The organism is Shewanella sp. 1180_01, from assembly GCF_052850535.1.
This window is the reverse complement of sequence record NZ_VXCT01000056.1, coordinates 1-24,963: the sequence shown is the minus strand read 5'-3', so window position 1 is coordinate 24,963 and position 24,963 is coordinate 1. Positions and strand designations below refer to the sequence as shown.

The 24,963-nt window shown below is 46.3% G+C and carries 24 protein-coding genes; 13 read left to right on the top strand and 11 right to left on the bottom strand.

Features of this window, described 5'->3' with window-relative positions; all coding sequences use genetic code 11:
• Positions 1 to 135 precede the first annotated feature (135 nt).
• Both mtr and plsB read right to left on the bottom strand, forming a co-directional pair.
• Positions 136 to 1,392: a tryptophan permease gene (gene mtr, locus FW758_RS20480; RefSeq protein WP_006084612.1), complete on the bottom strand. Its 1,257-nt coding sequence runs from the start codon at positions 1,390 to 1,392 to the stop codon at positions 136 to 138.
• The gene (gene plsB, locus FW758_RS20475) at positions 1,392 to 3,815 is read right to left on the bottom strand and encodes a glycerol-3-phosphate 1-O-acyltransferase PlsB (protein WP_446446356.1); all 2,424 of its coding nucleotides are present in this window, start codon (positions 3,813 to 3,815) and stop codon (positions 1,392 to 1,394) included. Before plsB ends, mtr begins: the two co-directional genes overlap by 1 nt.
• A 160-nt stretch (positions 3,816 to 3,975) precedes the next feature.
• Here plsB and lexA point away from each other — a divergent pair, with 160 nt between their 5' ends.
• The 6 genes from lexA to FW758_RS20445 all read left to right on the top strand — a co-directional run bounded on the left by lexA (position 3,976) and on the right by FW758_RS20445 (position 10,121).
• Positions 3,976 to 4,596 (top strand): transcriptional repressor LexA, encoded by a 621-nt coding sequence (gene lexA, locus FW758_RS20470; RefSeq protein WP_446446355.1) that lies wholly within the window; start codon positions 3,976 to 3,978, stop codon positions 4,594 to 4,596.
• Positions 4,593 to 5,105: a cell division inhibitor SulA gene (locus tag FW758_RS20465; RefSeq protein ID WP_006079607.1), complete on the top strand. Its 513-nt coding sequence runs from the start codon at positions 4,593 to 4,595 to the stop codon at positions 5,103 to 5,105. Before lexA ends, FW758_RS20465 begins: the two co-directional genes overlap by 4 nt.
• A 402-nt stretch (positions 5,106 to 5,507) precedes the next feature.
• Positions 5,508 to 7,064, top strand: a complete 1,557-nt coding sequence (gene coxB, locus FW758_RS20460; RefSeq protein WP_446446354.1) for a cytochrome c oxidase subunit II — start codon at positions 5,508 to 5,510, stop codon at positions 7,062 to 7,064.
• A gap of 9 nt (positions 7,065 to 7,073) precedes the next feature.
• Positions 7,074 to 8,666, top strand: a complete 1,593-nt coding sequence (ctaD, locus tag FW758_RS20455; RefSeq protein WP_446446362.1) for a cytochrome c oxidase subunit I — start codon at positions 7,074 to 7,076, stop codon at positions 8,664 to 8,666.
• Position 8,667: 1 nt separating this feature from the next.
• Positions 8,668 to 9,249: a cytochrome c oxidase assembly protein gene (locus tag FW758_RS20450; RefSeq protein ID WP_446446353.1), complete on the top strand. Its 582-nt coding sequence runs from the start codon at positions 8,668 to 8,670 to the stop codon at positions 9,247 to 9,249.
• Entirely contained in the window at positions 9,246 to 10,121 is an 876-nt protein-coding gene (locus FW758_RS20445; RefSeq protein ID WP_006084617.1) for a cytochrome c oxidase subunit 3, read from the top strand. Before FW758_RS20450 ends, FW758_RS20445 begins: the two co-directional genes overlap by 4 nt.
• A gap of 4 nt (positions 10,122 to 10,125) precedes the next feature.
• On the opposite strand, the gene FW758_RS20440 is transcribed toward FW758_RS20445, so the two are convergent.
• Positions 10,126 to 10,344 carry a DUF2909 family protein gene (locus FW758_RS20440; protein ID WP_014620547.1) on the bottom strand — a complete coding sequence of 73 codons (219 nt, stop codon included), beginning with the start codon at positions 10,342 to 10,344 and terminating at the stop codon, positions 10,126 to 10,128.
• Between FW758_RS20440 and FW758_RS20435 the strand changes: the two genes are divergently transcribed.
• The 5 genes from FW758_RS20435 to FW758_RS20415 all read left to right on the top strand — a co-directional run bounded on the left by FW758_RS20435 (position 10,343) and on the right by FW758_RS20415 (position 14,321).
• Positions 10,343 to 11,107, top strand: coding sequence for an SURF1 family protein (locus FW758_RS20435; RefSeq protein ID WP_446446352.1), 765 nt, complete (start codon positions 10,343 to 10,345; stop codon positions 11,105 to 11,107). The genes FW758_RS20440 and FW758_RS20435 overlap by 2 nt on opposite strands.
• Positions 11,108 to 11,198: 91 nt before the next feature.
• Positions 11,199 to 11,744 (top strand): hypothetical protein, encoded by a 546-nt coding sequence (locus FW758_RS20430; protein WP_259590041.1) that lies wholly within the window; start codon positions 11,199 to 11,201, stop codon positions 11,742 to 11,744.
• Positions 11,744 to 12,721 (top strand): COX15/CtaA family protein, encoded by a 978-nt coding sequence (locus FW758_RS20425; RefSeq protein WP_259510982.1) that lies wholly within the window; start codon positions 11,744 to 11,746, stop codon positions 12,719 to 12,721. The genes FW758_RS20430 and FW758_RS20425 overlap by 1 nt, the downstream gene beginning before the upstream one ends.
• 14 nt (positions 12,722 to 12,735) lie before the next feature.
• Positions 12,736 to 13,641 carry a heme o synthase gene (cyoE, locus tag FW758_RS20420; protein ID WP_446446351.1) on the top strand — a complete coding sequence of 302 codons (906 nt, stop codon included), beginning with the start codon at positions 12,736 to 12,738 and terminating at the stop codon, positions 13,639 to 13,641.
• 47 nt (positions 13,642 to 13,688) lie between these two features.
• Positions 13,689 to 14,321, top strand: coding sequence for an SCO family protein (locus tag FW758_RS20415; protein WP_259510980.1), 633 nt, complete (start codon positions 13,689 to 13,691; stop codon positions 14,319 to 14,321).
• Here the strand turns inward: FW758_RS20415 and FW758_RS20410 are convergent, their stop codons facing one another.
• Positions 14,322 to 15,368: a polysaccharide deacetylase family protein gene (locus tag FW758_RS20410; protein ID WP_446446350.1), complete on the bottom strand. Its 1,047-nt coding sequence runs from the start codon at positions 15,366 to 15,368 to the stop codon at positions 14,322 to 14,324.
• Between the two features lie 22 nt (positions 15,369 to 15,390).
• On the opposite strand from FW758_RS20410, the gene FW758_RS20405 reads away from it, so the two are divergent.
• Entirely contained in the window at positions 15,391 to 16,761 is a 1,371-nt protein-coding gene (locus FW758_RS20405; RefSeq protein ID WP_446446349.1) for an MATE family efflux transporter, read from the top strand.
• A 94-nt stretch (positions 16,762 to 16,855) separates the two neighbouring features.
• Here FW758_RS20405 and nfuA read toward each other — a convergent pair whose 3' ends face one another.
• The 7 genes from nfuA to FW758_RS20370 form a co-directional block, all read right to left on the bottom strand.
• Positions 16,856 to 17,434: a Fe-S biogenesis protein NfuA gene (gene nfuA, locus FW758_RS20400; RefSeq protein WP_330147732.1), complete on the bottom strand. Its 579-nt coding sequence runs from the start codon at positions 17,432 to 17,434 to the stop codon at positions 16,856 to 16,858.
• Between the two features lie 238 nt (positions 17,435 to 17,672).
• Complete coding sequence (gene urdA, locus FW758_RS20395) at positions 17,673 to 19,421, bottom strand: urocanate reductase (protein ID WP_446446348.1); 1,749 nt, start codon at positions 19,419 to 19,421, stop codon at positions 17,673 to 17,675.
• A gap of 105 nt (positions 19,422 to 19,526) precedes the next feature.
• Positions 19,527 to 20,291: an outer membrane protein OmpK gene (locus FW758_RS20390; RefSeq protein ID WP_446446347.1), complete on the bottom strand. Its 765-nt coding sequence runs from the start codon at positions 20,289 to 20,291 to the stop codon at positions 19,527 to 19,529.
• A gap of 194 nt (positions 20,292 to 20,485) precedes the next feature.
• Positions 20,486 to 21,733 (bottom strand): sensor histidine kinase, encoded by a 1,248-nt coding sequence (locus FW758_RS20385; RefSeq protein WP_226059675.1) that lies wholly within the window; start codon positions 21,731 to 21,733, stop codon positions 20,486 to 20,488.
• Entirely contained in the window at positions 21,720 to 22,397 is a 678-nt protein-coding gene (locus tag FW758_RS20380) for a response regulator transcription factor (protein WP_006084628.1), read from the bottom strand. The genes FW758_RS20385 and FW758_RS20380 overlap by 14 nt, the downstream gene beginning before the upstream one ends.
• A 2-nt stretch (positions 22,398 to 22,399) precedes the next feature.
• The gene (locus tag FW758_RS20375) at positions 22,400 to 23,146 is read right to left on the bottom strand and encodes a helix-turn-helix transcriptional regulator (RefSeq protein ID WP_446446346.1); all 747 of its coding nucleotides are present in this window, start codon (positions 23,144 to 23,146) and stop codon (positions 22,400 to 22,402) included.
• Positions 23,147 to 23,318: 172 nt separating this feature from the next.
• Positions 23,319 to 24,110, bottom strand: coding sequence for a double zinc ribbon domain-containing protein (locus FW758_RS20370; RefSeq protein WP_446446345.1), 792 nt, complete (start codon positions 24,108 to 24,110; stop codon positions 23,319 to 23,321).
• A gap of 32 nt (positions 24,111 to 24,142) precedes the next feature.
• Here FW758_RS20370 and bioH point away from each other — a divergent pair, with 32 nt between their 5' ends.
• Complete coding sequence (gene bioH / locus FW758_RS20365; RefSeq protein WP_446446344.1) at positions 24,143 to 24,937, top strand: pimeloyl-ACP methyl ester esterase BioH; 795 nt, start codon at positions 24,143 to 24,145, stop codon at positions 24,935 to 24,937.
• Positions 24,938 to 24,963: the final 26 nt, after the last annotated feature.

Sequence of the window (24,963 nt, the reverse complement as noted above, 5' to 3'; positions counted from 1 at the left end):
TTTTTACAATCATTCGAGTTAAGCCTGAGTTCGGGCTTCTGTCCAGTGTCGGGATAAAAAAGATCTGCAGAATTAAAACTCAATCGCCAAATACAAAAAAGCCCTCACGCAGAGGGCTTAAATCATCGAAAAAAATTAGGAATATTGCGGCAGTAAATTTGCCATCGCGAGCAAATGACAAGCACCCGTGACTATGCCAAATAACACCACAAGAATAATCAGCGGCGTACCGCCTATCACTCTAAAACCTGTGCTCTCGGGGAATAACTGCCGTGATTTATAGGCCATCAGCGCCGGGACGATTACCGCCCACACTGTCGCCGCTAAAGCCGCAAAGCCAATCGCCACTAAAAAGCCGTCGGGGAACAGTAATCCTAAAATCGTCGGCGGCACAAAGGTCACTAACGCAGTTTTCATCCGGCCCGAGCGCGAATCGTCAAAACCAAACAAGTCGGCGAGATAATCGAACAAACCTAAGGTTACCCCTAAGAAAGATGAAGCCACGGCCAAGTTAGCAAACAGGGTCAACATACTGTTCAACCAGCTACTTGCCATCACTTCAGACAAAGCGCCCACCAAGACACCCATATTGCCGCCTTGGGCAATAATGTCGATAAACTGGCTGCGGGGAATATTGCCCATAGTCGCCACTAACCAACAGGCATAAATCACCAGCGCGATAAAGGTGCCGACGAAAATCGCCTTGATAATGGTGGAAGAATCTTTGCCGTAATACTTCACTAAGCTGGGGACGTTACCATGGTAGCCAAAGCTGGCAAGACCAAAGGGTAGCGCCGCCCACAGATAAGGTGAAAAGCTATTATTACCATCGGGTTCGAGCAACTTAGTCACATCGATTTCGATCAGTAAATTGCCAATAGCAAGGAAGAAGGTAATGATCATACCGCCGAGCATAATCGTGGTAATGCGATCCACGGCCTTAGTGCTGATCAATACAATACTCGCCAACACTATGGCAAACACCAGCCCAGCAACACTTTGCGGTAACTCAATTCCCATGCCCTGCAAGCTGTGGTTTACAATCGAACCACCGCCGCTGATATAGGCATAAGTCAAAATATACAGCACGAAAGCGATAGAAACACCGTTAACTATCCGCCAAAACTGCCCTAAGGTTTGCTTGCTTAAGGTGTCAAAACTAGCACCGGGTTCGAAATGCAAATTGGTTTCGAGTAGCAATAAGCCCGACATCAACATGCAAAACCAAATGCCCAATAACATTAAAATCGAATAGCCAAACCACATACCTGCACCGACCACGGGCAGAGAAAACATCCCTGCACCTACGGTCGTGCCAGCAATAATCATGGCGCCGCCGAGCAAGGACTTACCTGCGGGCTTATGCTTAGCCGCATTCATATGATTTGCCATTAAACTGTGTGCTCCGCGGTGACACTCGCCACTATCGTTTGTTTCACTGACGGACGTAATAAGCTATTGGCTTGATCTCGTATGCGATTGATATTGGACTTATCTTGGTTATCCGCTAGATATCCCAATTCTTTGAGCTTAACGCTCAAGGTGCCGTAAAGTTTTTTATCATAGAACTCAGGCGCGGTAATGCCATGTAAAGCGCCTAAACGCTGGGCGAGTAGATGACTCTCAGACTCAAGTTCTGAGCGCTCCATCTTAGGTCTGTTCGCTAACAGATTGAAAATTATGGCATAGCGTTGCAGAGTCTCGCTCACTGAACTGGCTAACAATAATAGTTGGCTAGTGTGTTCAGGCACGACAGTTAAGGTATCAGTCTCAACCACTAACCCTTGTTCAATGAAGAAATCCAGCACTTGACTGACATAGGCAGGTACATCCTTAATGCCCATGAAGAGTTCGGCTTTCAGCAGTGGATAAAAATCGGCAACGATTGACACAACTTGCTGACGCGGGATCTGCTCATTATGCGTTAAGCAGCTCGCAATTAATGACGGCACAATAAATAAGTGGATGATATTGTTACGATAGTAAGTCATAGACACTGCCTGACTCGCCTCGATAGACACGATTTCACCTAAAGGATCGGCGCAAACAACAAACTTGTTCAGCTCTAAACCTTGCTGCACTAAATGCTTACCATCACCTTCGGCAACCGAAGTATAAGTAGTGTAAGGCACTTTTTTGAGTAGAGTCAGATACAGATCAAGCTGACGTTCCAGCAGACTGCGCTCTAAGGCATTTTGATCTGTGGCCAGCAACACTAAACTCGTCAAGGTCACCGAACTCGCCGCCGCCGCATCGTTGATATTCGTCATCACTCGATTCGCCAGCACGTTTACCGCTGGCGTTAACCAGCTTGGTTTTTGCTCAGGATCATCGGCCAACTCAGTACGCCAGTTTGGCGCGCGCTCATTTAAGAAGTTTTGCAGAGTAATCGGCTCGCCAAAGTTCACATACCCTTGGCCGAAATTACCCAGTTTGCGAATCGCACCAAACACCTGCCACACAGATTCTTTTTTCTTTTTCTTACCACTTAACTCTTTATGGTACGTCGCCACTTCCATCACATGGTCATAGCCTAAATACACAGGCACTAGCGTGACTGGACGCTCGATACCGCGCAGCACGCTGTTCATCGTCATAGCGATCATGCCGGTTTTTGGCGCCAATAGCCGACCGGTACGTGAGCGGCCGCCTTCGGAGAAATATTCCACCGAATAACCTTTAGCAAACAGTTGATCTAAATATTCACGGAATACTGCGGTATACAGCTTGTTGCCATTAAAACTACGGCGGATAAAGAAGGCACCACCGCGACGGAACATAGGTCCAGCGGGCCAGAAATTGAGGTTAATACCGGCAGCAATGTGCGGCGGAACCATGCCTTGATAATACAAAATATACGATAACAGCAGGTAATCCATGTGGCTGCGATGACAAGGCACATAGACAATCTCGTGGCCATCATGGTGCAACTGGCGAACTTGCTCGGCGCCTTTAATGTTGATCCCGCTGTAAAGCTTGTTCCACAACCAAGTTAAAAAACGCTCGGCAATACGCACTAAACTATCTGAGTAATCTGCTGCGATTTCATCGAGATACTCAATAGCCGTCTCGCGCGCTTGGGTCTCAGAAATCTTTTTGTTGGCCGCTTCTTCTTGAATCGCTTTACGCAAGGACTCGGATTTGAGCAGCGAATGAAACAGTGCTTGGCGATTTGGCAGCACAGGCCCTGTCATCACCTTACGTTGACGGCGGAAATGCACCCGCGCGACCCGCGCTAATTTATGGGCAATCCCCATGTCAGTGCCGTGTTCGTCGGCCATGTATCGCAGAGATACCGCATTTGAAAACTGTACGAAGTTATGTCGACCTAAGAATAAAATCATCAAGCATTTGCGCAGCCAAGTCGGGTTTTCCCGCTCAAACACAGCCGCCTTCATAGTGTCGTCTTCTTTCCCTGGCGTGCGGCCCCAATACAGGCTCACGGGCACTAGTTGAATGTCTAATTCAGGGCGTTCCTTATGCACGGCCAACAAACGCATAAAGCATTCGAGGAAAGGCTCGTTACCGGCACGCTCACCAAACAGCGGCTTACGCCCTTGAAGGCAGACAACCCGAGGCGCAATCACACCATTTGCCACTAAAGGCTCATAGGGGCTCGGTAGTCCTAACTTAGCCGTTATTTCACTCAGGGCAGCGATGTCACTCAGCGATTCCGTTTTCATCACATAAGCAAGGGGTCTGGAGGCATCCAGATTCAGATCGGCAAAGGGATCCTGAGGCACAACAATAGTGTGCACTAAGTGTTTTTGGATCCAGCGTAATGATTTCAACCAAAGAGAGTCGTGTTTAGGCATTATTCTTATGCAATTAAGTACGTTTACTAGCCCGGTAGAATACCAGACTATGGGTAATATTCGCTAATTCTCTCCAACATAGCTAAAAAGTGGTTAATACTTGCGCTGCAAATAATACTGTATATACTAACAGTAACTGTATAGAAAAACAGGAAACACCATGAGACCTTTGACGCCACGCCAAGCTGAAATTTTAGAGCTAATTAAACGAAATATTGCCGATACTGGCATGCCACCCACTCGGGCAGAAATCGCGACCCGTTTAGGTTTTAAGAGCGCCAATGCGGCTGAAGAGCATCTTAAAGCGTTGGCGAAAAAGGGCTGCATTGAGATCATGCCAGGCACATCGCGGGGCATTCGTCTGACTGCGGAAGTCGAAGAAGTAACTGAAACAGGTTTACCGCTTATCGGTCAAGTAGCCGCTGGCGAACCTATTCTCGCCCAAGAACATGTTGAACAGTACTACCAAGTCGACCCAAGCATGTTCCATCCCGCCGCCAATTTTTTACTGCGGGTTAAAGGCGACAGCATGAAGAATATCGGCATTCTCGAAGGAGATTTGCTGGCAGTTCATAAAGTACAACAAGCCAGAAATGGTCAAGTGGTTGTCGCTAGAGTCGACGACGATGTCACTGTTAAACGTTTCGAAAAAAAAGGTAATGTGGTCTATCTACACGCCGAAAATGAAGACTATTCCCCGATTAAAGTGGATTTAGGCTATCAAAGTTTAACAATTGAAGGACTCGCCGTCGGTGTGATCCGTAATGGAGATTGGCTATGAACAAACTACTTGGCAATGCACCCCGCCACCCGGGCTTGTGGCTCGATGAAGTACGTGATGCCGACTATGACTGGCACCATGCACCTATCGCCTGCATGCCAACTAAGACTCAAGGTCGCCAAGAATTAATCCATCTGAGCGCGCAACTCGCCCAGTTAAGCCAACAGGGCCGTTGGTTAGTGCTCATCAACCCACCGAGTATTGGCTACAAACAAATGCTCGCCAACGCTGGCGTGCGTATGGATAGAGTCTTGCTGGTGCACGCGAAAGATGAAGTGGAAACCCTGTGGGCGATGGAAAAAGCCTTAACAAGTGGTACGTCCAGTGCGGTTATTACTTGGACCCAATCATTAGATGCACGCGATAATCGTCGCCTGCAAATTGTCGCTAAAAGTGCCCGCGCCATGGGCATAGTGCTAGAAGACGTAAACAGTCACTTACATGGCGACGTACGCATTGAGCAAGGTAGCCTCTTCGGCCAACAATCTTTTTTTAGTGCTGTACATTAAATATTCATTTAATTTTTTACCTTGAAAGCCGCCTCGCCTATGAATGTGAGGCTTTTTTTTGGCAATTTTTCAGACAATTAGATAAATAAGTGATCTTGATCAATATTTAAACAGCAAGTATGGTTGATTTAGTCGGCGATGATATATCGCCGCCCGTGGCAAATAAATCGAGCCGTAATCGAGTTCAAAATGCCACTAAAAATAGAGAACAGATTTATTTCAGTCGTATGTGCCAGCGTGGCTAATACCAGCAGTAACAATACTTAATTAAAAGTAACAGCCGCCAACGCACGTTGAAGTCAAAAACGCTTTTTTGGGAACTGAAGAGTTTGCATAGAGTTGAGACTTACTGTGTTGCTCTTCTTTGTAGTTGCTATTCGCAATTGGCAGAGGAGAAGTCTTGTGAAGCAATTGTTGTATTGTTTACTCGTGGTGTTATTCGCACCACCGTTGGCCGCCGCGGACATGCGGTTCAACATGACCCCTGGCGTAACCGAGATCAGTGGCAAGGTTTATCACTTGCACATGACCATCTTGTATATCTGCTGCGCCATTGGCCTTGTGGTCTTTGGCGTGATGATTTACGCCATGATCAATCACAGAAAATCCAAAGGCGCTGTCGCGTCGCACTTTCACGAAAGCACTAAAGTTGAAATCGCTTGGACGATTCTGCCATTTATCATTTTGATCTTAATGGCGATTCCAGCGACAAAGACCTTAATTGCGATGGAAGATCCCAGCAATGCCGATCTCACCGTTAAAGTCACAGGTTCCCAATGGAAATGGCACTACAGCTATTTCGATCAAGACATTGATTTTTACAGCATACTCGCAACCCCAAGAACACAAATCGACGGTACCGAAACCAAAGGGGAAAATTACCTTTTGGAGGTCGATAAGCCGCTAGTGCTACCGATAAACCGCAAAATCCGCTTTTTAATGACCTCAGAAGACGTCATTCATTCATGGTGGGTACCTGCTTTTGCCGTGAAGAAAGATGCTAATCCTGGGTTTATCAATGAGGCCTGGACTCGCATAGACAAACCCGGCATTTACCGTGGTCAGTGCGCGGAACTCTGCGGTAAAGACCATGGTTTTATGCCGATTGTAGTGCAAGCCTTACCCGAAGCCGAGTTTGAAGCTTGGGTAGCGGAGCAAAAACAAGCTGCAGGCGCGGCGGCAGAAGCTGCTCAAGCTGCATTGTCACAGACCCTTAGCACAGAGGAGCTAATGACCCAAGGTGAGCAAGTTTACCTCGGTCACTGCGCAGCCTGCCACCAGCCTAATGGCGAGGGGTTACAAGGCGTATTCCCACACCTCAAAGGCAGTCCGATAGCAACGGGACCGCTCAGCGGCCACCTTGAAATCGTGCTCAACGGTAAAACGGGTACGGCCATGCAAGCCTTTGGTAAGCAATTGACTGCACAAGAAATTGCCGCTGTGATTACCTATGAGCGTAATGCGTGGGGTAATAATACTGGCGATGCTGTGCAGGCCAAAGATGTTAATGAGCATATGAACGGCAGTACTGGCACACAGGCACCTGCTACCGCACCAGTCAACACGACCCCAACACCCGCACCTGCAACAGAGCCAGCAGCCGTTGTCGACTCCACAACCATAGTCGATCCAGCGAGTCTCCCTACTCTCACCCACGACGCCTTGATGGCCGAAGGTGAGACTGTTTACGCCACCACTTGTGCGGCCTGCCATCAGTTAACGGGAGCAGGCATACCACCAGCCTTCCCCGCACTCGCTGGCAGTGCTATCGCCACAGGAACCGTTGCTAATCATCTCGATATTGTGATGCACGGCAAAACGGGCACGGCTATGCAGGCATTTGGCAAACAACTCAGCCCACAGCAACTCGCGGCCGTCATTACCTATGAACGTAATGCTTGGGGCAACAATACCGGCGATACAGTGCAACCTGCTGATATCGCAAGCCATGGACAGTAGGGGATTATGATGAGCACAATGACTCAAGATCAAACCGCAGCCCATGATGACCATCATCATGGTGCGCCAAAGGGCATCATGCGCTGGGTGCTAACAACCAACCATAAAGACATAGGCACTTTGTATTTATGGTTCAGCTTCATTATGTTTTTAACCGGTGGCGCTATGGCCATGGTGATCCGCGCTGAACTGTTTCAGCCCGGATTACAATTGGTCGAGCCCAACTTCTTTAACCAAATGACCACAGTCCATGGGCTGATCATGGTATTCGGCGCGGTAATGCCCGCCTTTACTGGGCTAGCAAACTGGCTGATCCCTATGATGATTGGTGCGCCAGATATGGCGCTGCCACGGATGAATAACTGGAGTTTTTGGATCTTACCCTTCGCCTTTACCATCCTACTCAGCTCGCTGTTTATGGAAGGTGGCGGACCTAACTTTGGTTGGACCTTCTACGCGCCACTGTCTACCACTTATAGTCCTGACAGTACGGCACTCTTCGTGTTCTCTATTCATATCATGGGGATAAGTTCGATCATGGGTGCAATCAACGTGATTGTAACCATAGTGAATTTACGTGCGCCCGGTATGACATGGATGAAGTTGCCGCTGTTTGTGTGGACTTGGCTTATCACAGCATTCCTGCTGATCGCTGTGATGCCCGTACTTGCGGGCGCTGTGACTATGGTGCTGACCGATAAGTTTTTCGGCACTAGCTTCTTCGAAGCGGCTGGCGGTGGCGATCCTGTGATGTTCCAGCATATTTTCTGGTTCTTCGGCCACCCTGAGGTCTACATCATGATTTTGCCGTCCTTTGGCATCATCTCCGCCATAGTACCCGCTTTCAGCCGTAAACCATTATTCGGCTATGCATCAATGGTTTATGCCACTGCCAGTATTGCAATTCTATCGTTCCTCGTATGGGCGCACCATATGTTCACTACAGGCATGCCAGTGTTTGCCGAGCTGTTCTTCATGTATTGCACTATGTTGATTGCGGTGCCAACGGGGGTGAAAGTGTTTAACTGGGTCGCGACTATGTGGCGCGGTTCACTCAGCTTCGAAACCCCTATGTTGTTCGCCGTGGCCTTTATCATACTCTTCACCATTGGCGGGTTTTCGGGGTTAATGCTCGCCATTACGCCAGCCGACTTCCAATACCACGACACCTACTTTGTGGTGGCGCATTTCCATTATGTGCTCGTGACTGGGGCGATTTTCTCCATCATGGCGGCGGCCTATTACTGGCTCCCTAAATGGACGGGGCACATGTACAACGAGCGACTGGGGCAATGGCATTTCTGGTGTTCGGTGATTTCGGTCAACGTACTGTTTTTCCCGATGCATTTCCTTGGGCTCGCGGGTATGCCAAGGCGTATCCCCGATTACTCGATTCAATTTGCCGATGTTAATCAAATAGTCTCGATTGGTGGCTTCGCCTTTGGCTTATCGCAATTGATTTTCTTAGTGTTAGTCATCAAGTGCATCCGTGGCGGCGAGAAAGCCCCCGCTAAACCTTGGGAAGGCAGCGAGGGTTTAGAGTGGACATTGCCAAGCCCAGCGCCTTACCACTCCTTCACGACACCACCTGAGGTGAAATGAAATGACCAACCATAGCCAGCCAGAAAAACCTAAGTCAAATCGAAAGCTTATCAGCATGCTCGTCATTGGCTGTATTGGTATGTTTGGTTTTGGGTTCGCGCTGGTGCCGCTATACGATATGCTGTGTGAGAAGCTAGGGATTAACGGTAAAACCTCCAATACCGCCAGTAGTTATCAAGCGATAACCATAGATACTAGTCGTGTTGTCACAGTGGAATTTATCTCCCAAGTGCAAACGGGTATGCCGTGGAAATTTGAGCCGCAAACCAAGCGGCTCGAAGTCCACCCCGGCGAGCTGATACACACAGCATTTTTGGCACGCAATGTGTCCGACAGAGCCACGGTCGGTCAGGCGATACCTTCGATATCACCCGGCCAAGGCGCGGCATATTTTAATAAAACGGAATGTTTTTGCTTCAACCAACAGCACTTAGCGGCTTCGACCAGCGCTGAGTTGCCGCTCATTTTCTTTGTGGATCCTCAGTTACCTGAATCCATCCACACTCTGACCCTCTCTTACACCCTCTACGACATTACCGACAAGCAGTTAGCGTCTGCCATAGAGCAAGGAGCTGCAAAATGACCACAAAACATGAAAATTACTATGTACCCGCCCAAAGTGCTTGGCCCATCATTGGCGCTATAGGATTGTTTCTAATCGCCTTGGGTGCTGGGCACTTTGTCCATCAACTAAAATCAGGCGCATCGGGTGGCGGTTATATCCTACTCGCGGGTATCGCCGTGATCCTCTTTATGCTGGTTGGCTGGTTTAGAACCGTGATCAACGAATCTATGACTGGGCTTTATTCGCACCAAATGGATAGATCCTTTCGCCAAGGCATGAGCTGGTTTATTTTTTCAGAAGTGATGTTCTTCGGCGCATTTTTTGGAGCGTTATTTTATGCTCGCATGGTCGCAGTGCCTTGGCTCGGTGGCGCCTCCAATAATGCCATGACACATGAAGTACTCTGGCCACAATTCGAAGCCGTTTGGCCTTTGCTCACTACGCCAGATGGCACCAAAACAGAAGCTATGCCGTGGAATGGCCTGCCGTTAATCAACACTATCGTGCTGCTGACCTCCTCAGTCACCTTACATTTTGCCCATGTCAGCCTAGAGAAAGGCAAGCGCTCGGCCATCACACTGTGGCTCGGGATCACCATACTTTTGGGTATGGGTTTCCTTGCCTTGCAGGCCGAAGAATATATGCATGCCTACCATGAAATGGGGCTCACCCTGACCTCTGGGGTTTATGGCAACACCTTCTTCCTCTTAACTGGCTTTCACGGCATGCATGTCACGCTCGGCACTCTGTTTTTATTAGTGTTGTTTTTCAGAGTGTTGAAGGGTCACTTTAGCGCGGATAAGCATTTTGCTTTCCAAGCGGGGAGTTGGTATTGGCACTTTGTCGATGTGGTCTGGCTGTGTTTGTTTATTTTCGTCTACGTACTTTAAGGCTTTAGTAAGGCGTGGGATTGGGGCTGATTAACCCAGTCCCTAAGGCCACCAGCAGCAACAGAATAACGAGTACCGAGAAAATCACCCGGCGACCAAGATAACGGCTCATAGGCACTTGGTTGTCACCTCTTACCATAATAAACAAGGCTCTACCTAGATTAAAAATGATGAACAGCAACAGCAGAACTAAGACCAATTTAAAAATGAATAGGGTATTCATGCAATATCCTTATGTTCTGCTGAATAAATTAACGGTTTTTTTACTGATATTGACTGTGGCTGTATTCGTGATGTTGGTCAAGTTGGGTCTATGGCAATTAGCCCGCGGCGAAGAAAAAACCATGCTGTTAGCCCAAATGGAGGCAAGACAATCCTTGCTGCCATTAAGTTTTGAGCAGCTCCAACTCAAAATCGATAAGGAAGGGGTGACAGGTTATCGACTGCATGTGCACGCCATACCCGCGAGCTCGCAAATATGGCTACTGGATAATCAAATCTATCAGGGCCAAGTGGGCTATTTAGCCTTTCAGCCCCTGCAAGTGGCAGCGGGTCAACCTTGGTTACTGGTTGAATTAGGTTTTGTCGCTGCCAGTTCCCACCGTGATGAGTTGCCCCACATCAGCCCACTTAGCGGTGAATTGAATATCGAAGGTCGGCTTTATCAAAAGCAAATCAATCCCTTGAGCCAGGCTTTAATGGCAGAAACGGGGACAAGTATTCGCTTTCAGAATTTGAATATACCGGAAATGGCGCAGCTGTTAGGCCACCCTTTGCTCGATGCAGTGCTGCAACCGGATGAGCTACCCGCCCTCGCCTTGCCGCATCCTTGGCAACCCTTCCCACTGTCTGCACAAAAACATTGGGGTTATGCGCTGCAGTGGTTTTCGATGGCAGCCGTGTTTGCTGGGCTCATGCTGTGGCAAGGGATTAAGTATGTAAAACGCCATAGTGCCGAAACAATCGCAAACTCAAGGAGCGAATAGGGAAATTCGTACCATACTTAGCAAGACACAAATAAAAACTAAATAAATATAAAACAATAAATTAGGGATAATTTGAATGAGAGGAGCAAGCATGAACTCCCAGAATAAATCGAAACACAAGGCATTGGGCTTGTTGTTGCTGGCGTTTATCGCGCCCGTGGTGATAGCCAAGCTAGTGCTGAGCCTGAATTTATACCACGGCGGCGCCACTAATCATGGCGAGCTGATCAATCCTGAGACCAGTTATGCCAGCCTTGGGGTTGAGAATCCCAATCCAAAAGAATGGCAACTGCTATATTTACTACCCGCCCAATGCGACGATGCTTGCCGCGAACGCCTGTATATTTTACGCCAAAGCCACACTGCTTTAGGGCCAGATCAGGCACGAGTCGAACCGCTGATCCTCACCCATCCCGACAGCGATCTCAATGCTTTAAGCGCCTTTCACTTCAACACACGTCCCGCCAATGCTGGCTTAAACCATTGGCTAGATGAACAGCAGCTGATCATAGTCGATCCCTTAGGCAGCTTAGTGCTGCGCTATCCCCAAGTGCAGGGCAGAGAAGCCCATTTAGCTCAAGGCAAGGCCTTGGTTGCGGATCTGCGTAAGTTGTTAAAACTGTCGAGGGTAGATTGATGCAGCTAACTTGGGTCCTACGCTTAACCTTAGTCTTTACCTTGTTGGTGATCTTAATGGGCGCTTACACTCGCCTATCGGACGCGGGGCTCGGCTGCCCAGATTGGCCGGGTTGCTACGGCCATATCAAGGTGCCCACCCAAGACCATGAAATCGCCCATGCACAAACCATCTTCCCCGATCATGATATCCACCCAGAAAAAGCTTGGCTGGAGATGATCCACAGATATATCGCCGGCGGACTTGGCTTACTGGTGTTATTCATCTTAGTGCTGTGTTTGAAAACGCCGGAAGCGCCGAAAAAATTGCCGCTCATCATAGTGCTATTGATCCTCTTTCAAGCGGCACTCGGCATGTGGACAGTGACGATGAAACTCATGCCCATAGTGGTGATGTCGCATCTTATTGGTGGCTTCAGCCTGATTTCACTGCTGTTACTCCTCTATCTGCGAACCCGACCGCGGCGGATCTTTAATAGCGAAACCCATGCCCGCAATCTGGCACCGCTGGCACTGGTGAGCCTATTCGTTCTTGTAGGTCAGATTATGCTGGGCGCTTGGACATCATCTAACTATGCGGCGCTCGCCTGCACCGCTTTACCCATTTGCGAAGGTAACTGGGTGGATAACTTGGCAATAGCGGAAGCTTTTTCGCCATTCCAAGGCCAACACCACAGTTTCGAATTTGGAGTGCTCGATTACCCAGCCCGTATGACTATCCACATCGCCCACAGAATAGGCGCTATTGTTACCGCGAGTTTATTACTCGTACTCGCCTATCGACTATTTGTTGGCGCGGCTGGGATGAGGGCCTTAAGCCTCTTATTGGTAGGGTTAGTGATCCTGCAAGTGAGCTTAGGTATTTCTAACGTAGTGATGCATTTACCACTCGGCATTGCCGTGTCTCACAATGGCGGGGCGGCATTACTGCTGCTGACCTTAGTCGCAATCAACTATTTTTTATGGCGCAAAGCATAAGCGAGGGATCCAAGATGGCAAAACCACTCTCAATCACCAGTAGCCTACCCACTATCAGCGTGACATGGCGCGCCTATTTTGAAATGACCAAACCTAAAGTGGTCGTACTTATGCTGCTCACTGTCTTAGTCGGCATGTGTTTGGCCGTGCCCAATGCTGTGCCCGTTCAACCTTTACTCGCTGGTATGCTTGGCATTGCCATGATGGCAGGCTCGGCGGCGGCGTTAAATCATCTGATCGATCGCCGTATCGATGGCTTAATGGCGCGCACCTACAATCGCCCGTTGCCTAAGGGACGTATTTCGGCAACCCGCGCGTTAATTTTCGCCGCTAGCTTAGGTAGCCTTGGCTTTATCGTCTTATATTCCTTAGTGAATCCACTCACGGCTTGGCTCACCTTTGCCAGCTTGATTGGTTATGCCTTGGTTTATACTGCCTATTTGAAACGCGCGACATCACAAAATATTGTGATCGGCGGCCTTGCGGGAGCCATGCCACCCTTGCTGGGATGGACGGCAGTGACGAACGAATTTCATGGTCATGCGCTGTTGTTAGTGATCATCATTTTTACGTGGACGCCGCCACATTTTTGGGCTCTGGCCATTCACAGACGCGCCGAATATGCCAAAGTGGATATTCCCATGCTGCCGGTTACCCACGGTGTCGAGTTTACTAAAACCTGTATTCTGCTTTACACAGTATTGCTGGCGATTGCTTGCCTATTACCTGTGCTGGTTGGCATGTGTGGGCCCGTGTATTTTGTCTGCTCTAGTTTGCTCAGTAGCGGATTTATCTATAAAGCATGGCAACTTAAATATCGGGATCATGATGGCTTAGCGATGCAAGTGTTCCGCTTCTCTATCTATCATTTGATGTTGTTATTCATGGCATTACTGCTCGACCACTATTTGTTGAACTAGTGTATGCAACTCGTTTGTCGCGCTAACCTGTCGTTATGGAGCCAATAATGCAGAAAAGAATTTTAGTCATCGCCATATTATTGATCGGCCTTGGCGGCCTATTTGCGGTGAAATTTAATCCCCCGAAACCTATCGAGCTAAAGAGTGGTTTTTTGTTTCCGCAGGCCTATGAATTAGCGCCCTTTGAATTGGTTGATCAACATCAGCAGGTTTTTACCAACGCCAGCTTGCAGGGGAAATGGAGCTTATTCTTTATCGGTTTTACCTTTTGCCCCGACGTTTGTCCTACGACCTTAAATAAACTCGCGGCGGCTTATCCCGATCTAAACAAGATCGCGCCATTGCAGGTGGTGTTTCTATCCGTCGACCCCAAACGGGATACACCGGATAAACTCCTGACCTATGTTAATTTTTTCAATCCAGAATTTAAAGCGGTCACGGGCGAGCAGACACAAATCTTCCCGCTCACCCGCAGCTTAGGACTGACCTATGCCATGGTCGGTGAAGGGGAAAACTACCAAGTCGACCATAGTGCGGGTTATGTACTGGTGTCGCCGCAGGGAACGCGAGTCGCAGTGTTTAAACCTACGGCCGCATTAGGCAAACCGCCGCAGGTGTTAAATGATGAAATGATTAGCGATTTTAGAAAAATAGTGGCGCAATACAAACCTAGCCGTTGATCACTCTTTGACCCAAGAGCCATCGTCCTTTGGCCTCACCCAAGGCTGAGAAAACCAATAGTAACCGTTGCGCGCCTTACTCGGCGCAGTGCAGTTGTAACGCGAACGCCCCGCAGGTAAGGCTAAATCCGCTTGAACACTAAACTCGTTCTCACTCAACCAAGTCGGCTGTTTTGAACCTTGACCTTGGATATAACACATCACTTGCTTAGCCGAGATATCACTCATATCTAGGGTGACTTTAAGCTCTGGGCGCCAGTGGCCGCCCTTTAACTCAGGATCACTAGGACTCTGTGCAATCACAGGCATATTTAAACTGTATAGTTTGGCCTTAAGGCTTTTTAAATCAGCATATTGTCCTGCAACAGGGAAACGCGGCAGCGCCGTTAACGGCGAATAGGGCCCAGCGGCTCCCGATTGCTGCCCCAAGGCGACAAAGCCGTTCTCGGTTAACATATCCTGCAAAGCTTGATTGTACTCACCGTAGGGATAAGCCAGCATTTTTAAATTGTGCCCAGTGGCATCTACAATCGCCTTTTCTGTATCTAAGATATTGGCTTTTATCCGCGCTAGCCACTGCGCCTGTGATTCATTTTCTAAGGCGCGGATCAAATGTTCGTGCGCCCAACTGTGGTTAGCAATATCGGCGCCTTCCTTGGATAGCGTTATCAGCTCATCCCAAGTCATCATCTCGATAAACTTTTGTTTAATCGGCTCAATTGCCACAAACAAGGTGTAGGGAAATCCAAATTCCTTTAGGATAGGATGCGCCGTAGTGGCTATGCTGCGATAACCATCGTCGAAGGTAATTGCGACTGTTTTCGCCGGTAAATCTTGTTTTTGCTTTATCGCTTCAACCACCTGAGAAAGCGGGATCACCTTAAAGCCATCATCGGCTAGAAACTGCATTTGCTCACGAAATTGCGCGGGCGTCACGCTTGTGGCCGCCGGAGTGGTTTCTGACACATGGTGATATTGCAGAATGACCACGGCATGGGCAGAAAACGTCATTAGCCCTATAAGTGCCAACAGCACACGTTTAACCATAATGTGAACACCTCTGAAATTAATGAATACTGCTAAATCAACTTGGCTCGACCTAATGCTTAACGGCGCGAAAAATCGTCAATTACTGGCGCTTGCCCTGCCGATGATACTCTCCAATATCACTATCCCACTTTTGGGCTTAGTCGATACGGCTGTCATAGGTCATCTGAGTGAAGCCTATTATTTAGGGGGAGTCGCTGTCGGGTCAACGATTATCACATTAATCATTTGGTTATTGGGATTTTTGCGTATGGCGACCACAGGTTTAGTCGCGCAGGCCTATGGTGCAAATGATCTTCACGCCCAGCATAAACTCTTAGTCCAAGGCGCTATGCTAGCTGTGTTATTGGGCGCTGGCGTTATCGCGCTGCAAGTCCCGATATTAAATTTAGCGCTAGGATTATCCGAAGCGAGTAGCGAAGTCGAGCGCTATTGCCGCGAGTATTTTCAGGTACGAATTTGGTCAACGCCCTTCGCTCTACTCAACCTCGTAATGCTTGGCTGGCTATTGGGACGTCAGCAACCTAAAGCCGCCATGTGGCAGTTGATATTAGCCAACCTTGCCAATATTATTCTCGATGTGGTGTTTGTCCTCGGCTTAGGCTGGGGCGTTAAAGGCGCCGCCCTCGCCTCAGTCTTTGCCGATATCACCGCTTTCTCAGTCGCACTCACTATGGTGTTACAGCAACTCAAGCGCGAAGCCGATTTTCACTTATCCCAGCTATTACCCCATGTCACCCTAACGGGGTACGGCAAATTACTGAGGCTCAACACAGATATTTTTATCCGCAGCCTCTGCCTGCAAGCGGCCTTTGCCTTTATGACTTTTCATGGTGCGGGTCTGGGTGATAATACCGTTGCCGCCAATGCCGTGTTACTGAATTTACTGCTGTTAATCTCCTATGCACTCGATGGCATTGCCTATTATGCCGAGGCAGAAGTCGGCCGAGCCTATGGCCAAAAACAGGCGGAGCAATTACGGGAAGCAGTGATCTTAGCCTGGAGCTGGTCGGCCATTACTGCGTTAGGGTTCTGCGCTGTATTCAGTCTTTTTGGCAGTAATATTATCGCGTTACTGACCAGCATTAATGAGGTCAGAGCAACAGCGCAAACCTATCTTATCTGGCTGATATTTTTGCCTTTATGGTCTTTTAGCTCGTATTTATTCGACGGGGTTTACATAGGTGCCGCTAAAGGAAAAGTGATGCGCAATAGCATGATACTCGCCACCTTCGGCGCATTTTTCCCGACATGGTATTTACTGCAGCAACTATTATTACCAGAGCAAGGTAACCACGCTCTCTGGGCCGCTATGAGTGCCTTTATGGTCGCCAGAAGCCTAACGCTTGCTGGGCACTATTATTTCAGCAAAGACTTTTTGAAGTCAGATTGATAACTAGCAGCTGATTAACCTTAGATTTTTATTTGGGTAAAAACTAAAAACGCGACTCTAAGGTCGCGTTTTTTATTCAGCTCAACAAACAAGATTAAGCGTAAGAATGCTCACCGTGTTGGTGATCTGTCACGTCACGTACGCCAGTCAACTCACCTGGGAACATGTCTAACAGTTGTTTCTCGATACCATCCTTCAGGGTGATATCAACTTGAGAACAACCGTTACAACCACCGCCGAACTGCAGTACAGCTAAGCCTTCTTTAGTGATTTCAACCAGCATGATATTACCACCATGGCCGGCTAACTGAGGGTTGATTTCAGATTGGATCACGTATTCGATACGCTCGACTAAAGGTGCATCGCCAGACACTTTACGCATTTTTGCGTTAGGAGCTTTGAGCGTGAGTTGTGAACCTAATTGGTCAGTCACAAAATCGATAGTGGCATCTTCAAGGAAAGGTGCACTCTTCTCATCGACCATAGCATTGAAGCCAGTGAACTCGATTTCAATATCATCACTTTCTACTGCATCCGGTGGACAATAAGACACACCACACTCGGCTTGCGAGGTTCCTGGACTGATCACAAATACGCGAATATGAGTGCCTTCAGGTTGATCTGCTAACAACTTAACAAAATGGGCTTGAGCCGCATCGGAAATGGTAATCATGAAAACCTGCTCCGTCAGGGGATACCTGAGTGTTTTAGTAAGAATTAGCCGTATGATACTCCGACTCACCTTCGCTTTGTAGTCCCTTGGGTAGCAAGTTTGTGGATTTTTGCCATAGCGATCACGATTTACTCATCATAAATAAGGCTATAAACACCGTATTATGCACGAATAAACAAGCATTCTTTACAAAAAAAGCGACCCAATTGGGTCGCTTAAGCTAGACATAAAACACAACTTATTTAGCCGCTTCTTGTCCTGCTATACGACCAAAAACAATAATATCAGTGTAGGCATTGCCACCAAGACGATTAGTACCATGTGTTAGGCCTGTCACTTCACCTGCGGCAAATAAGCCGGGAATAGCATTTCCTTGCTCATCCAACACACGAGTATGAGTATCAACCACAAGTCCACCCATTGTATGGTGCACAGAAGGTGTAGCCTTTAAAATCCAATAAGGTCCTTTACTTAAATCAACCAATCCTGAGCGATGATTAAAAGCCTCATCCTTACCAGTAGCAACATAATGATTAACATCTTTGATAGTCGATGCTAGTTTTTCCACTGGAATATCGAAAACCTTCGCCGCTTCTTCCAATGTATCAACTTTATACATCAGACCATCTTTAGTGAACTCTTTTAGCTCTCCTTGGTGCATAGCAACGGTATGGGCAACATCTTCAATAGCTTGGTTCCATAACACATAAGTATAACGGCCAGGTTGGGCTAAAATGGCTTGTGAGATAACATCGCGGCGCTCTAATTCCTCAACAAAGCGCTCACCCTTCTGGTTGATTAACACCGCACCAAAGAAGCGAGAGTCTGCAATCAAGGCAATAGCACCAGAGGTTGGGCTACAAATAGGGTATGACTGGATATATCCCATATTTTTAGCTGCTGCATGTATTTTTTCTGCCATCACAATACCGTCACCAGTGCCACCTGAATGACCAGTGCTACCATAACGTTCATCTAACTCTGGGTTGTATTTTTTGCGCATTTTCATGTTAGATGAGAATCCACCCGTAGCAATCACAACACCGCGTTTAGCATGGTATGTAATAGTTTTTCCATTATGAGTCGCTTCTACACCAACAATTCGACCCGTTTGATCTTGGATTAACTTTTCAGCCTTAGTATTAGTATGGATCGGTAAGCCCACTTCTTCAGCTTTAATAGAAAACTTACTAATCACCTCAGCGCCAGTGTGACCTTTAGGGATTAAGGCCCGTTTAACACTATGTCCACCAAACTGAAATAACTGATCGGGATAAAATTCTACTTTGACGTAATCCCTTAACCACTCTGCAGCCCCTACAGCATTATCGACCATGGTCTTAACCATTTCAGGATCACCTTTAAAATCGCCACCTTTTAACGTATCGCTAATAAACAGGTCTTTGCTATCAGTCACACCCATATTTTTCTGTACCCAACTACCAGCAACATTCATCTCAGCACCCGAGATCAATGAGTTACCACCAATAATTGGCATTTTTTCAATAATAACGGCAGTTCGGCCTGCGGCCATTGCTTCTAAGCCTGCACTAAAGCCTGCACCACCAGAGCCAATGACCACGACATCATAGGTATATTCTGCAGGAGTTAATGCTTCACTTTTTTTAGCTGAAACGACAGCAACTAGTGTTACCCCTGCGGCTTCAATACTCTTGCCCACGGCTTCTTTTAGCGCTTTAGACGTCACTGTTGCACCAGTGATACCATCAACCTCGATAGAGTTGTTATCAATAATTGCCTGTTTCACATTTTTAAATACGGCACCTGCAAGGACTTTATTTTCCTTTTGCTTAAGTACATCAATCGCAACAATATGCCCGTCTTTGAATGTTGTTTCGACCTGCACTTCGCCATGCTTACCTTGAGCAGTACCTTGGCTTTTTATTATTTGATGCGTAACTTGGCAGCCAGCAATAATAGCTATCGCAGTTACAGTAAGACCTATCATGGATTTTTTATAATGCATTATTGCTTCCCTTATCAAATTTTATAAAGAGATTGAATATTTGAAATGATCACTAATAGAGATGAGGCCGTATATTTGAAAAACATCAGACCCTCTGATTAATAGTTAAAATTGATAACCAATCGATATACCATACTCAAGCCCATCGTTATATTGCGAACCCCAACTATCATAATGAGTTAGATGCAACTTAGAATATATTGAATCTGTTAGTTTTGTTTGTATAGTTGTTATGATTTGGTGGCCATAACTGTTGTATGAAAAAAGCTCTTGATGTACTTCATCCCTATCGATTTGAGCCTCATAATTTAAGCTTAAACTGTGGTTAAAACCCAAAAAGTCAAATGGATACTTTGCATTCAGTACGACAGCGTAGCCTGATAAATCGTTAAACTTCGCTGATGCAGGTGAAAAATTTCCAAATGTATAGTTCAAACCAACACCATAATTTAATGATAAATCTTTGAATTTAGCATTATGGGTAAGACCAAAATAAAGATTATCCTCAACTAAAGTTTCACTCGCTGAGACAAAGTTTTGCGTCCAAAAATTAAACTGAGAGTCTCCTAGTCTATTTTCTATTATCATTAACGACTTAATTGTAGTTTTGCCATCTATGTTTTTTTGATTTTCAGCGAGTTCGGCAGGATTTTCTAACTTAACATTAGCAAAATAGGATCCCCAGTCTGCAATTCCCAGATGATTTAACTTAACAAAAGGTTGATTAAAAACGCCTGGGTTATCATTTTTCGTGTCGTTTGTGTAGAATTTATAACCTAAATCTACGCTAGTCTTATTCACATTAGCATATACTGAACCACTGACAAAAATCGCGCCAAACAAAGCTGTTATAACACTCTTGTTACACATAAAACCTCTCACATATCCATATATTATTTGAGACAATGTTCTTTTAAAAAAAGAATACTATCCATGCCTGATAAACTTTATTGGATTAATTTACTATAGCTAACATGAAGGCTATGTGATCTAGACCCAAAGGCGCTGTTAGATTTAAAAAGTGTGTGGTTAAATGTAGTAAACATCGATGAAATATATTTAAGTCATTTAGTTATAATTAATTTTGCTATAAACATGCCATTTTTTGATGATGTTGTAAAAAACCAATCGAGTTGATCTGCCAGCCGTTTAACCAACAGTAATCCTAAACCGAATCCATTATGACCGTTACTATTGTAGGAGTTAATAATTTCAACACAATGACCTTCTTGAGTAATATTAATATCGACTCCACCATGTTCAATACTATTCCTCAATAAATTACTTATTATTATTTTTAAAGGCTGGAGCTGAACTAGCAAACAAGTATCATCAGCTAATAACTGTATTTTTTGCTCATGACCATGTACTTGTTGCTGCTCCTCGATAATACTGAGAAGTAAAGGTGACAGAGCTACGCTTTCTTTTTCTAGGGTGGAACACTCTTTATTTGTTAACCATAGCAGTGTTTCAATAAGAGACTTCATTTGTCCAGTCGCTTGAGAAGCATACAAAGTCGCTCCAGTGAGTTCACCTTGTTGTAAAGCGAGGATTTCGAATGAAGACTGGCATATTGCAACAGGCGTACGTAATTCATGGCTAGCAAATCGCAGAAAATTTAGCTCCCGCTGCTGAGCCTCTTGAAGTTGTAAAATTGAGTTATCTAAAGCATCAACAATAGCCTTTAATTCAGCATATTCTTGTTTCGGTAAGCTAAGTTTCCCTCCTCCCTCCCAATCATGCTGCTTAATCGCATGGCTAATTTGATGGACAGGTGTAATCACTTTACTTTGCATATAAAACGCAAGGCTTGCGCTTGCACAGAAGGTTATCAATACGAGAAGCAAGATTGCAGTCATGTTTTTAGGTGCAAATTGCAAGTCATGGGTAACGCTGTACTGCAGCCAAACATAGAGTGGCTGGCCACTCTGTGTGTAGTACACACTTAAAGCATCAACAAAGGGACCTTCTGCATGCTCATACAGAATTGTATTCGCATCAGTTAAGACTTCATCATTACTTAATTGTCGAATCAGCGGAGGGATATCTGACCAATTAAGATAGACGGTTAAGTTATCAGTTTTTAGAATCGGCTGATTAAGTAATTGTTTTTGCGGTTGAGCATGTTCCGCCATAGTCAGTAATGACTCAGCAGCTTGCCCTGCATTATGTATGGTGACCTCATGCATAGAAATCATACCTGCACACATCATGCACAGTGGTATAAAGCTATTAATACCTAATGTTATTAATAGAAAAATAACACCCCATACTTGGTAGCTCCGCTTGAGGCTAAGCTTAGGAGCTTGCATTGATGTCATCCCTAAGGCTTAGACCGACTCCACGAATCGTATGCAATATTTGTCGTTCAAAGGGTCGATCTATCACCCTTCGTAACAGATGGATATGGCTGCGTAAACTATCACTATCAGGTGCACTATTGGGCCAAATCGTTCGCTCAATCTCTTCTCTACTCACAGTTTCTGGGCTACGCCGAGCTAATAAAACAAGGATCTGCCAGCCTGTTTTAGGTAAAGCAAGAAGCTGTCCTTGGCGATATACCCTATGGTTTCCAAAATCAATTTCTAGCTCACCAATGACTAGCCTTTGAGGCGCCGGACGACGCTGAGCAACCACCTTCAATCGCGCGACGAGCTCCTCCATTGCAAATGGTTTTACTAAATAATCATCCGCGCCAACAGCAAACCCATTCAAGCGCTCATTCAGACTGCTACGTGCGGTTAACATTATTATGGGCGAAGTAATGCACTGTGCTTTCCAGCGTTCACATGCTTCAATCCCATCACCATCTGGTAAATTTAGGTCGAGAATAATAGCGTCAAATTGCTGCTGGCTAATTAGCATATCAGCCTGAGCTAGGTTGAAAGCGTAATCGCACTCTATGCCACTCAATTCAAGATATTGAATGATGTTGTTAGAGAGAAGTCGATTATCTTCAACCAGTAATATCAACATATTTAGATCAACTCATATTGATGGGCTAAATGGATTAAGTTTGCTCTATTTGTAGCCCCAAATTTCTTGCGCATAGCTTCCATATGATATTCAACTCCTCTGACACTTATCGGGAGCTGAGTTGAAATTTCGTCATTCTGAAGGCCGTTTGCGACCATGAGCAGGATATCTCTCGCATTATCTTTAAGTAGCGAGCTTTGTAGAAATGGATTGAACAATTGTTTATTACATTCAAACAGCTTGTTTTGGGCTTCCTTTAAAGTATCAGCCAATCCCTCTAATGCTATCTCTGAGTCGCTAAGATGGCTGAGTAGTATGAAGCGGCCTGCCCAATGACGATTAGTGTGGCATGAGATGGGCCAGCTCAAAACACTTTGAATATTATGCTTACTAAACAGTAGGCTGGTCTTATCATTTCTTTCACTCGTGAATCTATACATATAAGATATTGAAGTATCTAATGAAAATCCAAAATTGAAATCATTGGCTGCAACCTGATTTAAATAATAACGCTGTAATTCAGCGACAACAGGGGAAGAAGCTATACTGGCGATAGGTTTTCGTAACGCCGTAGGAGAGAACAGATTGGTATCTTTTGGAAAGTGGTAATTTTCATACGCACAAAGTGGAACTCCCTGAAACCAGAAACCACAGATACCATGCAGCTTCAAAGAATAGCTTATCGCCTGAATAACATCTTTCAGCGTAGATGCCGCATTTGCATTTGATAGCGCCTGTTTAGCGTCCATAAATACCCTCCAAACGAAATAACATAGGAAGGTACATCAATAAAATTAATAAATAAAACTTATTGATACAGATACTTACACCTTGTCTCAGAATTAAAACTTATTCATTTTCACTCAGTATTTTTGACATAATTTTGACATACACATAGATATAATGATGTGACCGCATGTTTTAAACAGCGCCAACATCATCCAACAAGCCTGGCGCCTCTGCCCTTGCCAAACACCATACTTGCACATGCACGTATCGCGCTTCGAATAAGCGGGCTATTTCAGAGACTGTGGTGCCTGTCGTGACCACATCATCCACCAGTGCAATACGCTGGAACGCAAAATCATCCGCTAACATAAAGGCATCGTGTAAGTTGCGTCGTCGCTGTGCACCTGAAAGTCCGGCCTGCGGCCGAGTGTCTTGCTGGCGCGTTAAGCCCTCGCTCACTAATGGCAGTTGCAAGATCTGCGATAACTCATGGGCAATTAACCAAGCCTGATTAAATCCCCGTTGTTGCAAACGTTTTGGATGCAATGGAACTGGCACTATCGCTTGAGGCAGCGAGATTAATCCTTGCTGTTCTAATAGCTTAATTCGCGCCACTAAGGCGCGACACAGCACGGGCAAAGCGGCAAGTTGACCTTGATATTTAATCGCACCAACCCAAGCCCCCAAACCTTGATGATAACTACAAGGTGCAATGACTTTACGTGGCTGGCGCTTTTGGCATTCACCGCAATAATCGACTTCTATTTGCATCGACTTACCGCAACCTAAGCAAATAGGCCCATGATATAAGCCAGATTGAAGACAAACGGCACAAATGCCTGTCTCGGGAAGTGATATGGATTGGTGGCACAGCAGACAACGGTTAGGTAAACTGCTCGCCAACCAGCTTGTGCCGACTTGACAGCCTAAACGCATTATCCGCAAAGCAGATTGCGGCCAAATCCTTTTGACAAAGTGCGGCATACATTCACCTAATCCATTTTTGAGGCACTCAAGTGAGCCAAGTGATATCCACAAACCACGCAAATTTGCATATTGAAATCAGAGGCCAAGGGCCAGATCTGGTGATGCTTCACGGTTGGGGAGTCAATAGCGCTGTGTTTACACCATTACATGAGTCACTGTCTCAGTATAGGGTGCACTATGTCGACTTGCCGGGCTTCGGCCATAGTCAGATGGTGGAAGGTGATCTATTAGCTTGGGTCGATGCCTTAGTCGCCGCATTACCAGAACACTCTATTTGGGCCGGCTGGTCACTCGGTGGACTCGTGGCGACTCAGGCAGCACTGAGTTATCCACATAAAATCAAAGGCTTGATCACTATCGCCTCATCACCCTGCTTTATGGCGAGAGAGGATGAAGCATGGCCAGGCATTCCACCCCTAGTGCTTAGTCAATTTAGTGAACAACTTGGGCAAAATTTACCTAAAACCATTGAGAGATTTCTAGCGATTCAGGCCATGGGCAGCGCAACCGCTAAAGAAGATATCAAACGGCTGCGCGATCTTGTGCTTGCGCGTCCGTTACCCGATGCCAGAGCCTTAACTCAAGGTCTGACTATGCTGACCGACATCGACTTAAGGCCGCAACTGACAGAGTTACAGCAACCTTGGCTTAGAATTTGGGGACGACTCGATGGACTCGTCCCCAAACGCGTACAACCTAAGATGCCGATCACGCCGCAAATTGAAGATGTGATGCTAGCCAAAGCCTCACATGCGCCGTTTATTTCCCATCAACAGGAGTTTTTGCAGATATTTATGCCTTGGTTAGCGTTACAGACACGCTAACGCTTTATCTTTGAGCGATTAATGAC